Source organism: Baekduia alba (assembly GCF_028416635.1).
Taxonomy (GTDB): Bacteria; Actinomycetota; Thermoleophilia; order Solirubrobacterales; family Solirubrobacteraceae; genus Baekduia; species Baekduia alba.
Genome location: NZ_CP114013.1, coordinates 3,300,008 through 3,312,333, shown reverse-complemented (window position 1 = coordinate 3,312,333; position 12,326 = coordinate 3,300,008). Strand labels below are relative to the sequence as shown.

The following is a 12,326-nucleotide window of genomic DNA, read 5'->3' as shown; positions in this document are numbered from 1 at the left end:
TCTTTGCGCGGACGTTCGCTGTCGCTGGTGCCCGCGCCGATACGCGGGTATGCTCACCGCTATGCGCCGTCGTGAGCTGTTCCCTCCGGACCGTGGGCTCCAGGCGCGGATGCTGGTCGCGATCGTGCTGACGCCGCTCAGCGTCGTCGCGCTCGTCGCGGTCTGCGTCGCCGTGCTGCCGCTGAAGGGGGTCCTGGCCCTCGGCGCCACCGCGCTGATCGGCCTGGTGATGGCGGTGCGCGACCAGCGGCGCGGCTCCGACGCGCAGCTGCTCGCGGAGGGGGAGGAGCTCGAGTTGCAGGGCATCGTGGATCGCCTCTGCGTCGCCGCCGACCTGCCGCGCCCGGAGATCGCGCTCGACGAGGAGCGCCAGCCGAACTCGTGGATCGTGGACCCGCCGGGCCGGCGCCCGCGGCTGCACGTGACGCGCGGGCTGCTGGACCTGCTCGAGCCGGCCGAGCTCGAGGCGGTCGTCGCGCACGAGCTCAGCCACGTCGCCCACCACGACGCGACGGTCATGACCGTCGTCGGGCTGCCCGGCATCGCGATGCTCGAGGGCGCGCACCGCGGCAGCTGGGCCTTCGGGCCGCTGGTGGCCGGGCGGGTGCTGGGCTTCGCCATCGGCACGATCTCCGAGGTCGGCAACTCGGCGCTGTCCCGCCACCGCGAGCTGACCGCCGACGCCGGCGCCGCCGCGCTGACCGGCCGGCCCAGCGCGCTGGCCTCGGCGTTGATGAAGGTGTCGGGCGCGATCGGGGCGCTGCCCACCGAGGACCTGCGCCTCGTCGCCGCCCGCGACGCGCTGCACCTCGTCGCGGTCGAGGACTCGCGCTGGCGGGTCCTGACGACGCACCCGAGCATCGCGAAGCGCGTCGCCGCGTTGGAGCGGCTGGAGCGGCGGATGGTCACGACGCGCGCAGCGTCGCCGCGTGGCTAGTCTGCCGCGCCATGCCCACCCTGGATCGCGAAGGCGACGTCTACCTCCTCCATCTCGGCGACGACGAGAACCGGTTCAACCCCGACTGGGTCGGCGCCGTGTCGGCGCTGCTCGACGAGGTCGCGGCGGCGCCGGAGCCCCGGGCGCTGGTGACGACGGCCGGCGGCAAGATCTGGTCCAACGGGCTCGACCTCGAGTGGATGGGCGCGAACACGGGCGAGGTGCCCGCGTTCGTGCCGCGCGTGCACGCGCTGCTCGGGCAGATGCTGGCGCTGCCGGTCCCGACCGTCGCGGCGATCCAGGGGCACTGCTTCGCGGCCGGCGCGATGTTCGCCGTCGCCCACGACTTCCGCGTGATGCGCGCCGACCGCGGGTTCTTCTGCCTGCCCGAGGTCGACATCCACATCCCGTTCACGCCGTCGATGGCGGCGCTGATCCAGGCGCGCCTGTCGAAGAAGAGCGCGCACGAGGCGATGACGACCGGGCGCCGCTACGGCGGCTCCGACGCGGCCGCCGCCGGGATCGTCGACGCCGCGGTCGCCGAGGACGAGGTCGTCGGCGCGGCCGTCGAGCGCGCGGCAGCGCTCGCGGCCAAGCACGGTCCGACGCTGGGCGCGATCAAGGAGGGGATGTACCCCGAGACGCTCGCCCTGCTGCGCGACCAGACGCCGATCGCGTTTGGCTGACGACGCCCTCGGCGTGCTGGAGGTATCGCTCGGCGAGCAGCTGAGCGGGCTGCGCGGCGTGGACGTCGCGGAGCTGCCGCCGGCGTTGTTGGACATCTCGGTCCAGCGCTTCGCCGTCGGCGGCGAGGACGTGGACCTGGTCGCGCCGCGCGACTGGGAGCAGCTGCGCCACGAGGAGGGCGGCGCGGGACGGCCGGTGCCCTACTGGGCGCGGCCGTGGCCGAGCGGGCTGGCGCTGGCGGCGTGGCTGGCGGAGGAGCCGCCGGCGCCCCGCGCTCGCGTCCTGGAGCTCGGGTGCGGGCTCGGCGCGCCGAGCGTCGTGGCGGCGCGCGCCGGCGCGACGGTCCTGGCCACCGACGGCGCGCCGGACGCGGTGGCCTTCTGCGCGCACGCGCTGGCGCTCAACGCGGTCGTCGCCGACGTGGCCGTGGTCGACTGGGCGCAGCAGGGCGAGGCGCTCGTCGCGCGCGGGCCGTTCGACGTCGTCCTGGCCGCCGACGTCCTCTACACGCGCGCGAACGTCGAGATCGCCCTCCGGCTCTGGCCGCGCCTGCTGGCGCCCGGCGGCGTGCTGCGGCTGGCCGATCCGCGGCGCGCCGGCACGCGCGACTTCCTCGCCGCCGCGCGCGCGACGTTCAGCGTGGTGTCACGACGGCCCGACGAGGACGTCGCGCTGCACGCCCTGACGCCGCGGTCGCGCGGCGCTTCGGCGTCCGGCTGACGCTCGTCAGCACGGCGGCGAGCACCAGCGCGGCGCCGGCGAGCTGCGGCGCCGTCATGGCCTCGCCGTCGAGCGCGACGCCGACGACGAGCGCGACGACCGGGCTGAGCAGCGGCAGCATCGACGCCGCGGCGGCGGGCATCCGGCTGAGGCCCCAGAACCACAGGACGTACGCGCCCGCCGTCCCGACGAGCGTCAGGTACGCGAAGCCCAGCACGTTGTTGGTGGTGATGGTCGCCGGTGCGCCCTCGATCAGCGCTGTGGCGGGGAGGAGGACGAGCGCGCCGGCGAGCAGCTGCCACGAGGTGAACGCGAGCAGTCCGCCGGGCCGGCCCCAGCGCTTGGTCAGCAGCGTGCCGAAGGTCATCGACAGCGTCGCGCCGAGCGCGGCGAGCAGGCCGACGCCGTCGAGGTGCGCGCCGGCCTTGAGGACCAGGAGCGCGACGCCGCCGGCGCCCGCGACCGCGGCGGCGATCCGGATCGGCGTCGCGCGCTCGTGCAGCAGCGGCCAGGCGAGCAGCGCGACGAGCAGGGGCTGGATCGCGCCGACGGTCGCGGCGACGCCGCCGGGGAGGCGCTCGGCGGCGAGGAACAGGAGCGCGAAGAACAGCCCGATGTTCAGCGTGCCGAGGACGGCGGCGCGGCCGATCCAGATGCCCTTGGGGAGCTCGCGGGCGATCGCGAGCAGGAGCAGGCCGGCGGGCAGCGCGCGGAGCAGCCCGGCCAGCAGCGGCCGGTCGGGCGGGAGGAGGTGCGTCGTGACCACGTAGGTCGTGCCCCAGGTCATGGGACCGAGCGCGGCGAGGGGCGTGAGCGAGGAGTTCGTGCCAGACATCTTGCCAGGAAGATACATCGTAGAAAGCTTCCTGGCAAGTTACATCTTGGGAAGAGTAAGCTCTGGCGCATGGCCGTTGACCGCTCTGACGACGTCGTCGCGCAGTGGCGCGAGCAGCGCCCCGACCTCGATCCCTCGCCGATGGCGACGTTCACGCGCCTGTGGCGCGCGGCGCGGATCGCGGACGAGCGGTTGCTCGCGGTCTTCGCGCGCCACGACCTGGAGGCCGGCTGGTTCGACGTGCTCGCCACGCTGCGCCGCGCGGGCGCGCCGCACCGGCTCAGCGCCGGAACGCTCGCGCGCGGGCTGGTGATGTCGACGGGCGGGATGACCAAGCGCCTGGACAAGCTCGTGGCGGCGGGGCTGGTGGAGCGCACGCCGGACCCGGACGACCGGCGCGGCGTGTTGGTGTCCTTGACGGCGCGGGGGCTCGAGACCGTGGACAGGGCGGTCGAAGACCACGTGGCCAACGAGGCGCGGCTGTTGTCGGCCTTGAGCGAGCGCGAGGTCAAGGCGCTCAACGGCGCGCTGGCCAAGCTCCTGGCGTCATGGGCGTGACGGGCGTCGTGCTGGCCGCCGGCGCGGGGTCGCGCTTCGGCGGCGACCTGCCCAAGCCGCTGGTGCCGTTCCGCGGACGGCCGCTGGTGACGTGGCCGCTGGCGGCGCTGCGCGAGGGCGGGGTGGAGGACGTCGTCGTCGTGCTCGGCGCGCGCGCCGATGCGGTCGCGGCCGGCGCGGACCTGGGCGGGGCGGCCGTCGCGGTGTGCCCGGCGTGGGAGGAGGGCCTGAGCGCGTCGCTGCGCTGCGGCGTGGAGGCCGCGGTCGAGCGCGACGCCGAGGCGGTGGTCGTCGTCCTCGGCGACCAGCCGCTGCTGCGCGGCGCCGCGGTCGCGGCCGTGGTGCAGGCGCGCGCGCCGGCCGAGGCGCTCGCGGTCCGGGCGACCTACGGTGGCGTCCCCGGCCACCCGAGCGTGATCGAGTCCGCGCTGTTCACGGCGGTCGCGGAGCTGCGCGGCGACACGGGCGCGCGGGAGCTGCTGCGCGGCGCCGCGTATGTGCGCTGCGACGGCCTCGGCTCGCCCGCGGACGCCGACACGCCGGAGGCGCTGGCGCGGCTCGCCGCGCTGGGCTGAGCCTCAGCGCCGCCGCAGCACGCGGCCGAGCGGCGCGCCGACGACCTGGCCGTCGCGCGCGATCGTCTCCCCACGCAGCACGGTCCGGACCACGCGGCCGCGCAGCGCCATCCCGACGAACGGGCTCAGCTTGTGGCGGTCCAGCAGCGCGTCGCGCTCCACGGTCCAGCTCTGCGCGGGGTCGAGGATCGTCAGGTCGGCGTCGGCGCCGACCGCGATGGCGCCCTTGGCCGGCGCGAGCCCGAAGCGCAGCGCCGGCATCCCGGCGACGAGCATGCCCAGCCGCTCCAGCGCCAGCCCGCGCGCCACGACGCCCTTGTCATACACCAACGCGGTCAGCGTCTGCGCGCCCGGGATCCCGCCCCAGGCGGCGAACGCGTCGTCGCGCGTGTCCTTCAACGCGGCCGGCGACGGCGAGTGGTCGGTGGCGATCAGGTCGACGTCGCGCGCGAGCACGCGATCCCAGAGGGCCTCGACCTCGACCGCCGGGCGCAGCGGCGGCGCGCACTTGGCGGCGGCGCCCAGCCGCTGCGCGTCGTCCTCGTCGAGCACGAGGTAGTGCGGGCACGTCTCGCACGTCACGTCGATCCCGCGCGCCCGCGCCTCGGCGACCAGCGCGACGCCGCGGCCGCTGCTGACGTGCACGACGTGCAGCGCGCACCCGGTCTCCGCGGCGAACGCGATCGCGCGGCCGATGGCCTCCAGCTCGGCGACGACGGGCCGCGACGCCAGGTAGTCGCGCATCGACGTCCGGCCGGCGGCGACCGCGCGGGCGGCGAGGCGCGACGTGAGCGCGTCGCTCTCCGCGTGCACCGCCACGGGCAGCCCGAGCCGCGCCGCCCGCGCCATGCCCTCCAGCAGCGTCAGGTCGTCGGCCGCCTCGAACTCCGCGACGCCGCTGCCCGACATGAAGGCCTTGAACCCGACGACACCCGCGTCAGCGAGCTCATCGAGTCGATCGAGGTCGCCGGGCACCAGGCCGCCCCACAGCGCGACGTCCACGCGCGCGACGCCCTCGGCCGCCGCGACCTTCAGCGCGAACGACGCGCCGTCCAGCGTCGGCGGGATCGCGTTGAGCGGCATGTCGATCGCGGTCGTCGTCCCGCCGGCGGACAGCGCCGCCGTCCCGGTCGCGAAGCCCTCCCAGTCGCTGCGGCCCGGGTCGTTGAGGTGGACGTGCGCGTCGACCGCGCCCGGCAGGACCACGCAGCCCGTCGCGTCGACCTCCTCGCGCGCCGCGCCGGCGAGGTCGCGCTCGATCGCCACCACCGCGCCGTCGAGCACCCCGACGTCGGCGACGCGCTGGTCGCCGGCCACGACCACGCGACCACCGCGGACGAGCAGGTCATAGGTCATGCCGACGACGATCCCAACGCGCGCGTGAAGTCGTACAACACGTCCAGGGCGACCGCCGCGTCCTCGGCCGACACCGACTCCGCCGGATGATGGCTCAGCCCGTCCGCGCAGCGGACGAACAGCATCGCGATCGGGCACAGGGCCGCGAGGGCCACGCCATCGTGACCCGCGCCCGACGCCAGGCGGACCTCCGCCAGCCCGCGCCCGGCGGCCGCGTCGACCAGCCGCGCCGTCAGCCGGTCGTCGACCGCCACGGCCGGGTTGTCGAGCCGGACGTCCCACGTGAGCTCCAGCCGCCGCGCGGCGGCGATCTGCTCGGCGGTCTGGCGCAGCGACGCCACCGCCTCGGCGCGCACGCGGTCGTCGGCGTGGCGGACGTCGAGGAACGCGATCCCGGTCCCGGCCACGACGTTCGGCGCGCCCGGCCGCACGTCCATCCGGCCCACGGTCGCCAGCAGCCCCTCGGTCGCGCGCGCCAGCTCCTCGCAGGCCAGGACGATCTCGGCGACGGCCGGCGCGGCGTCGCGGCGCAGCGTCATCGGGATTGTGCCGGCGTGGCCCGCCTGGCCGGCGAACCGCACCTCGACGCGCGTCGCGCCCGCGATCCCGGTCACGACGCCGACCGGCGCGCCGCGGTCCTCGAGCACCGGCCCCTGCTCCATGTGGACCTCGACGTAGCCGAGGACGGCGTCGGCGCGGCGCGACGCGGTCCCGATGCCCGCCGGGTCGCCGCCGAAGCCGAGCAGCGCCTGGCGCACCGACACGCCGTCGTCGTCGACGACGTCGAACAGCGCCGGGTCGAACGTCCCCGCGACCGCGCGCGACCCCAGGTACGCGGTCCCGAACCGCAGCCCCTCCTCGTCGGCGAAGCCGAGGACGTCGATCGCGAACGGCAGCGCGACGCCCTCCTCGCGCAGCCGCTGGACCAAGGCGATGGACAACACGACGCCGAGCGGGCCGTCGAACGCGCCCGCGTCTCGGACCGTGTCGAGGTGCGACCCCAGCAGAAGCGTCCCGGCGTCCGGGTCCAGACCCGGCCGGCGGCCGACGAGGTTGCCGGCGGCGTCCAGCCGCGCGGTCATCCCCGCCTCGCGCATCCACGAGCCGACCAGCGCGTTGGCGCGCGTCATCGCCGGCGTGGCGTAGCGGCGCGTCAGGCGGCCCGGCTCCTCGCTCACCCCGGCCAGCGCGCAGCAGCGCTCGACGATCACGTCACCGAAGGACACTAAGAACCGCGGTACGTCGAGTACGACCACGGCGCGACGAGGAGCGGCACGTGGTGATGGGCGCCGGCGTCGGCGATCCCGAACCGGACCGGGACGACGCCCAGGAACGGCGGGTCGGACGCGAGCCCGGAGGCGGCGAAGTACGCGCCCACCGCGAAGCGCAGCTCGTACTCGCCGACCTCGAGCGCGTCGAGCAGCGGTGCGTCGGTCCGCCCGTCGGCGTTGGTGGTGGCGGAGGCCACGAGCGCGCCGTCGCGCCACAGCGAGACCTCCACGCCGGCGGCCGGCCGCCCGCTCGCCACATCCAGCACATGCGTCGTCAGGCGTCCGCTCACCGTCGCCATTCAACCACCTGGCCCCACGGCGCCGCGGTTCCTGGACCGTCTGTCGCAAAAGGTTCATCCACCCGTCCAAATTCTCACGGGTCCTGCACATCTACCGTCGGCGCGGTCCCCTCCCCGACGGAGTCCGCTTGCGTACCGACCTGCACTTCTACGCCACCGCCCCGATGCCCGACGCGGGCCCCGGCGCCCCGGCGCCGACCGACCGGCGCGTCACCAACGACGACGTGGTCGGCACGTACGCGTCCCTGCAGGGGTGGGCGAAGCTGGCGGACGAGCTCGGCTACGACACCCTCTGGCTGACCGAGCACCACTTCCAGCACGAGGGCTACGAGGTCACGCCCAACCTCGTGCTGTTCGGGCTGCACCTGGCCAACATCACCAAGTCGCTGCGGATGGGGCAGGCCTTCAACGTCGTGCCGACGTGGCATCCGCTGCGGCTCGCCGAGGACTTCGCGACCGCCGACATCCTGACCGGCGGGCGGATGGTCTTCGGCGTCGGCCGCGGCACCGTGCCGCGCGAGTCGATGACCTTGGGCGCGCCCGTCGCGTCCGGCGACAACGCCATGTCCAAGCAGCTCGACGCGATCAACCGCGAGCGCTTCGAGGAGGCGATGGAGGTCATCCAGCTCGCCTGGACGCAGGAGCGGTTCTCCTACAACGGCACGCACCACGTCTACCCGCCGCCCGGGATCCCGGACCGCGGCGCGACCGTCACCGAGCTCACGCTCGTCCCGCGCCCGACGCGGCCGATCGAGATCTTCCAGCCGGTCAGCTCGCCGCGGACGCTGAGCTACGTCGCGCAGCAGGGGTTCCACGGCGTCTTCGCGCTCGCCAGCCCGGACCGGATGAAGCGCTCGTGGGACCTGTTCGCCGAGGAGGCCGCGAAGGTCGGCCGCGACCTGGCGCCCGGCGAGGCCCGCGCGATGCAGCTGATGGTCCACGTCGGCGCGACCACCGAGGCCGCGATGGCGCGCGTGCGCCCCGGCCACGACGAGTACGTGAAGTTCCTCTCGCCGTACGGGCGCTTCGGCCAGTACGACGGCGAGGACCTGCCGTTCGACTACGCGCCGACGCTGGAGGAGACGCGCGCGGCGCGGGCGATGGCCGTCGGGTCGGTCGAGGACGTCGTCGAGGTGCTCGGCGAGTTCCGCGACAAGTTGGATCTCCGGCACGTCCTGCTGTTCCCGGAGTTCCCGGGCCTGACGCGGGAGGAGATCGACGAGCAGCTCGTGCTGCTGGCCGAGGAGGTCATGCCGCGGTTGGGCGTCGAGCTGGGCGCGACCGCGACGCGATGAGCGCCTGTCCCAAGACCATGGTGCACGGCCCGTGCGGCGGCGTGCACGCCGATCCGCTGGGCGTCGACGCGACGCGCGCCGCGGCGGCCGCGGTCGCCGGGCACGCCGACGCCGCGCTGCTCGGCGACGCGCCGTGGGCGCGCGTGCAGCTGCCGCCGGTCCTGCGCGCGCAGGTCGTCGCCGCCGAGGGCGTGCGTCCGTGGGCGTCGCTGACCTGCCGCGACCGCAACCGCGTCGCGCTCGAGGGCGAGCCGGCGGGCCTGGCGGCGATCGGCGTCCCGGCCGTGCACTGCGTCACCGGCGACCATCCGGTGCTCGGCCAGCGGCCGGAGGCCGCGCCGGTCTTCGACCTGGACTCGACGAGGCTCGCGGCGCTGGCGGCGGGGAGCGGGATGCTCGTCAGCGTCGCCGAGTCGCCCAGCGCGCCGCCGCGCGAGCGGCGCCCGGCGCGGATGGCGGCCAAGGCGGCGGCGGGGGCGCACGTCTGCTTCGTCAACCACGCCGCGGAGCCCGGCGAGGTGGAGGACCTCGTCGGCGCGGTCCGCGCGCTGGCGCCGCGCGTGCGCTGCATCGTGTGCGTGCCGCTGGTGGTCAGCGAGGCCGGGCTGGAGCGCCTGGCTGCGTTCGTGCCCGGCGCCGTGGTCCCGGTCGCGACGATCGCGGCGGCCGGCGGCGACGATCCGGTCGGCGGCGCGGTGCGCAGCGCGATCGCGACGGCCGAGGGCCTGCTGGCCGTCGAGGGCGTCGACGGCATCGACCTCACCGCCGCCGCCGGGCCGGGCGAGGAGCTGCGGGTCGCCGGCGCGCTGGCGCTGGCGGCCGACGCCTTGGGCGGAGGGGAGGGCACGTGAACGCGACGTTGCTGCTGCGCGGGGGCGTCGACGCGGCCGGCGCGCGCCTGGACGTGCGGGTCGACGCGGCGACCGGCGCGATCGTGCACGCGGAGGCCGACGTCACGCCGTCGCCCGCCGACACCGTGGTCGCGTGCTTCGACATGGTGCTCCTGCCGGCGCCGGCCGAGCCGCACGCGCACCTGGACAAGGCGTTGAGCGCCGCCGCCGCGCCGAACCCAGCCGGCGACCTCGTCGGCGCGATCGCCGCCTGGCACGCCTACCGGCCGACGCTGGACGAGGCCGAGATCCTCGGGCGCGCCCGCGCCGCCGCGCACGAGCTGGTCGTCCACGGCACGACCGCGATCCGGACGCACGTCGACGTCGGGCCGGGCATCGGGCTGCGGGGCCTGCACGCGCTCGTCGCGCTGCGCGAGGAATTGGCCGAGCAGCAGCTCGCGCAGCTGCAGATCGTCGCGCTGATCTCGCCGCCGCTGACCGGGCCCGAGGGCGCCGAGAACCGCGAGCTGCTGGCCGCGGCCCTGGACGCGGGCGCCGACGTCGCCGGCGGCTGCCCGCACCTGGACCCCGACCCGGTCGGCGCGACCGCCGCGGCGCTGGACGCCGCCGAGCTGGCCGGCACGCCGATCGACCTGCACTCCGACGAGACGCTCGACCCGCGCGCCCTCGCGGTGCGCGACCTCGCGCGCATGGTCGTCGAGCGCGGGTTCGTCGCCGGCGCGGTCGCGTCGCACTGCGTCTCGCTCGGCGTCCAGACGCCGGAGGTCCAGGCGCTCGTCGCGCGCGAGCTGGCCGACGCGGGCGTCGCGGTCGTCGCGCTCCCGCAGACCAACCTGTACTTGCAGGCGCGCGAGGTCGCCGCGGCGCCGCCGCGCGGGCTGACCGCCGTGCGCGCGCTGCTGGACGCCGGCGTCACCGTCGCCGCCGGCGCCGACAACGTGCGCGACCCCTTCAACTGCGTCGGGCGCTCCGACCCGCTGGAGACCGCCGCGCTGATGGTCATGGCCGCGCACCTCACGCCCGAGGAGGCGTGGGCGCGCGTCAGCACGGACGCGCGCGCCGCGATGGGCCTGCCGGCCGTCGCGCTCGTGCCCGGCGCGCCCGCCGAGATCCTCGCCGTGCACGGCGCGTCGCTGGCCGACGCGATCGCGCGCGGCTCCGAGCACCGCTTCGTCATCCACGCCGGCCGCTGCGTCGCCCGCACCGAGGTGCGCACCGTGCTGGAGCCCTCGTCCACCGTCCCAGCACTCACCTCATGAGCACGCAGACCATCACCGCGCCACCCGGCTCCGCGACCGCGCCCGGCCTCACCTTCGACGCCGTCGCGATGCGGTTCGCCGACGGCACCCAGGCGGTCCAGGAGGCGTCGTTCTCCGTCGCCCCCGGCGAGTTCGTCTCGATCGTCGGGCCGTCGGGCTGTGGCAAGTCCACGCTGTTGAAGATCACCGCCGGCCTGCTGGACGCGACCGGCGGGTCGGTCGCGCTCGGGCCCGGCAACCTCGGCTACGTCTTCCAGGACGCGACGCTGCTGCCGTGGCGCACCGTCCGCGGCAACGTCGAGCTGCTGGGCGAGCTGGAGGGGATGTCGCGCGCCGAGCGGCGGGCCGCCGCGGCCCGGGCGATCGAGCTGGTGGGGCTGACCGGCTTCGAGGACAAGTACCCCAAGTCGCTGTCGGGCGGGATGAAGATGCGCGCGTCGCTGGCGCGGGCGCTGACGCTCCAGCCCTCGACGTTCCTGTTCGACGAGCCGTTCGGCGCGCTGGACGAGATCACGCGCGAGCGGCTCAACGACGAGCTGCTGGCGCTGTTCGAGCGCGAGCGCTTCGCGGGCCTGTTCATCACGCACTCGATCGCCGAGGCCGTGTTCCTGTCCACCCGGGTGCTGGTGATGAGCGCGCGGCCGGGCCGGATCGTCGGGGACTTCGCCATCCCGTTCGCCTACCCGCGGCGCCCGGAGCTGCGCTTCGACCCGGCGTTCGCGGAGCTGTCGGGCAGGGTCTCGGCCGCGCTGCGGGGGGCCTACGCATGAGCGCCATGCCGGTCCAGGGCTCTCCGGGCGCCGACGCGGCCGCCGAGGCCGAGGCCGCGCCGACCGCGATGGGCGGCGCCGGCGGGCGCCTGGCGCTGCGCGAGCGCGGGACGTCGATGCTCGCCGTCGTGATCCCGCCGCTGCTGGTGTTCCTGGTGGTGCTGGGCGCCTGGATCCTCGTCAGCCAGGTCATCCTGGCCGAGGACAAGCAGTTCCTGCTGCCGGCGCCGTGGGCCGTGGTGGACGTCGCGTTCCTGGACGCCCACAACCGCGCCGAGCTGTTCACCGGCCTGTGGCTGACCGCGAAGGCGGCGATGGTGGGGCTCGCGCTGTCGATCGTCATCGGCATGAGCACGGCGATCGCGATGTCGCAGGCCAAGTGGGTGGAGCGCTCGCTCTACCCGTACGCGGTCGTGCTCCAGACGATCCCGGTCCTGGCGATCGTGCCGCTTATCGGCTTCACGTTGGGCTATGACTTCTCCAGCCGCGTGCTGGTCGTCGTGCTGATCGCGCTGTTCCCGGTCATCACCAACACCCTGTTCGGCCTGCTCTCGGTCGACCAGGGCCACCATGACCTGTTCAGCCTGCACAAGGGTGGGCGGATCACGCGCCTGGTCAAGCTGCAGCTGCCGGCCGCGATGCCCGCGATCTTCACCGGGCTGCGGATCGCCGCGGGCGCCTCGGTCATCGGCGCCGTCGTCGGCGACTTCTTCTTCCAGCAGGGCACGCCGGGCATCGGCGTGTTGATGAACACCTACGCGTCGGAGCTCGAGTCCGAGCGCCTGTACGCGGCGGTCATCTTGTCGTCCTTGCTGGGGATCGTCGTGTTCCTGGCCGTCACGTGGCTGGAGCGCCGCGTCGTCGGCCGCTGGCACACGGCAACACGCGCACCCCGTTGACACGCACACACACC

14 protein-coding genes are annotated in these 12,326 nt (G+C 75.3%); 10 read left to right on the top strand and 4 right to left on the bottom strand.

Going from position 1 to position 12,326, the window contains the following annotated elements; all coding sequences use genetic code 11:
• Positions 1 to 61 precede the first annotated feature (61 nt).
• From DSM104299_RS16760 to DSM104299_RS16750, 3 genes are read left to right on the top strand one after another with little or no spacing between them, the layout of a single operon-like run.
• Complete coding sequence (locus tag DSM104299_RS16760) at positions 62 to 937, top strand: M48 family metalloprotease (protein ID WP_272472784.1); 876 nt, start codon at positions 62 to 64, stop codon at positions 935 to 937.
• 11 nt (positions 938 to 948) lie between these two features.
• Positions 949 to 1,623 carry an enoyl-CoA hydratase-related protein gene (locus tag DSM104299_RS16755; protein WP_272472783.1) on the top strand — a complete coding sequence of 225 codons (675 nt, stop codon included), beginning with the start codon at positions 949 to 951 and terminating at the stop codon, positions 1,621 to 1,623.
• Positions 1,616 to 2,344, top strand: a complete 729-nt coding sequence (locus tag DSM104299_RS16750) for a class I SAM-dependent methyltransferase (RefSeq protein WP_272472782.1) — start codon at positions 1,616 to 1,618, stop codon at positions 2,342 to 2,344. The genes DSM104299_RS16755 and DSM104299_RS16750 overlap by 8 nt, the downstream gene beginning before the upstream one ends.
• Here DSM104299_RS16750 and DSM104299_RS16745 read toward each other — a convergent pair.
• Entirely contained in the window at positions 2,259 to 3,179 is a 921-nt protein-coding gene (locus DSM104299_RS16745) for an EamA family transporter (RefSeq protein WP_272472781.1), read from the bottom strand. The two genes, DSM104299_RS16750 and DSM104299_RS16745, sit on opposite strands and share 86 nt — an antisense overlap.
• 69 nt (positions 3,180 to 3,248) lie before the next feature.
• Between DSM104299_RS16745 and DSM104299_RS16740 the strand changes: the two genes are divergently transcribed.
• Positions 3,249 to 3,737 (top strand): MarR family winged helix-turn-helix transcriptional regulator, encoded by a 489-nt coding sequence (locus DSM104299_RS16740; RefSeq protein ID WP_272472780.1) that lies wholly within the window; start codon positions 3,249 to 3,251, stop codon positions 3,735 to 3,737.
• A complete protein-coding gene (locus tag DSM104299_RS16735) occupies positions 3,728 to 4,312 on the top strand; it encodes a nucleotidyltransferase family protein (protein ID WP_272472779.1) in 585 nt (194 codons plus the stop codon). Before DSM104299_RS16740 ends, DSM104299_RS16735 begins: the two co-directional genes overlap by 10 nt.
• A gap of 3 nt (positions 4,313 to 4,315) precedes the next feature.
• Here DSM104299_RS16735 and allB read toward each other — a convergent pair whose 3' ends face one another.
• From allB to uraH, 3 genes are read right to left on the bottom strand one after another with little or no spacing between them, the layout of a single operon-like run.
• Positions 4,316 to 5,668 carry an allantoinase AllB gene (allB, locus tag DSM104299_RS16730; protein WP_272472778.1) on the bottom strand — a complete coding sequence of 451 codons (1,353 nt, stop codon included), beginning with the start codon at positions 5,666 to 5,668 and terminating at the stop codon, positions 4,316 to 4,318.
• Positions 5,665 to 6,894 carry an allantoate amidohydrolase gene (locus DSM104299_RS16725; protein WP_272472777.1) on the bottom strand — a complete coding sequence of 410 codons (1,230 nt, stop codon included), beginning with the start codon at positions 6,892 to 6,894 and terminating at the stop codon, positions 5,665 to 5,667. Before DSM104299_RS16725 ends, allB begins: the two co-directional genes overlap by 4 nt.
• The gene (gene uraH / locus DSM104299_RS16720; RefSeq protein WP_272472776.1) at positions 6,894 to 7,238 is read right to left on the bottom strand and encodes a hydroxyisourate hydrolase; all 345 of its coding nucleotides are present in this window, start codon (positions 7,236 to 7,238) and stop codon (positions 6,894 to 6,896) included. Before uraH ends, DSM104299_RS16725 begins: the two co-directional genes overlap by 1 nt.
• 128 nt (positions 7,239 to 7,366) lie before the next feature.
• Between uraH and DSM104299_RS16715 the strand changes: the two genes are divergently transcribed.
• From DSM104299_RS16715 to DSM104299_RS16695, 5 genes are read left to right on the top strand one after another with little or no spacing between them, the layout of a single operon-like run.
• The gene (locus tag DSM104299_RS16715) at positions 7,367 to 8,533 is read left to right on the top strand and encodes an LLM class flavin-dependent oxidoreductase (RefSeq protein WP_272472775.1); all 1,167 of its coding nucleotides are present in this window, start codon (positions 7,367 to 7,369) and stop codon (positions 8,531 to 8,533) included.
• Complete coding sequence (locus DSM104299_RS16710) at positions 8,530 to 9,384, top strand: hypothetical protein (protein ID WP_272472774.1); 855 nt, start codon at positions 8,530 to 8,532, stop codon at positions 9,382 to 9,384. Before DSM104299_RS16715 ends, DSM104299_RS16710 begins: the two co-directional genes overlap by 4 nt.
• Positions 9,381 to 10,643, top strand: coding sequence for an amidohydrolase family protein (locus DSM104299_RS16705; RefSeq protein WP_272472773.1), 1,263 nt, complete (start codon positions 9,381 to 9,383; stop codon positions 10,641 to 10,643). Before DSM104299_RS16710 ends, DSM104299_RS16705 begins: the two co-directional genes overlap by 4 nt.
• Positions 10,640 to 11,413: an ABC transporter ATP-binding protein gene (locus DSM104299_RS16700; RefSeq protein WP_272472772.1), complete on the top strand. Its 774-nt coding sequence runs from the start codon at positions 10,640 to 10,642 to the stop codon at positions 11,411 to 11,413. The genes DSM104299_RS16705 and DSM104299_RS16700 overlap by 4 nt, the downstream gene beginning before the upstream one ends.
• Positions 11,410 to 12,312 carry an ABC transporter permease gene (locus DSM104299_RS16695; protein ID WP_272472771.1) on the top strand — a complete coding sequence of 301 codons (903 nt, stop codon included), beginning with the start codon at positions 11,410 to 11,412 and terminating at the stop codon, positions 12,310 to 12,312. The genes DSM104299_RS16700 and DSM104299_RS16695 overlap by 4 nt, the downstream gene beginning before the upstream one ends.
• Positions 12,313 to 12,326: the final 14 nt, after the last annotated feature.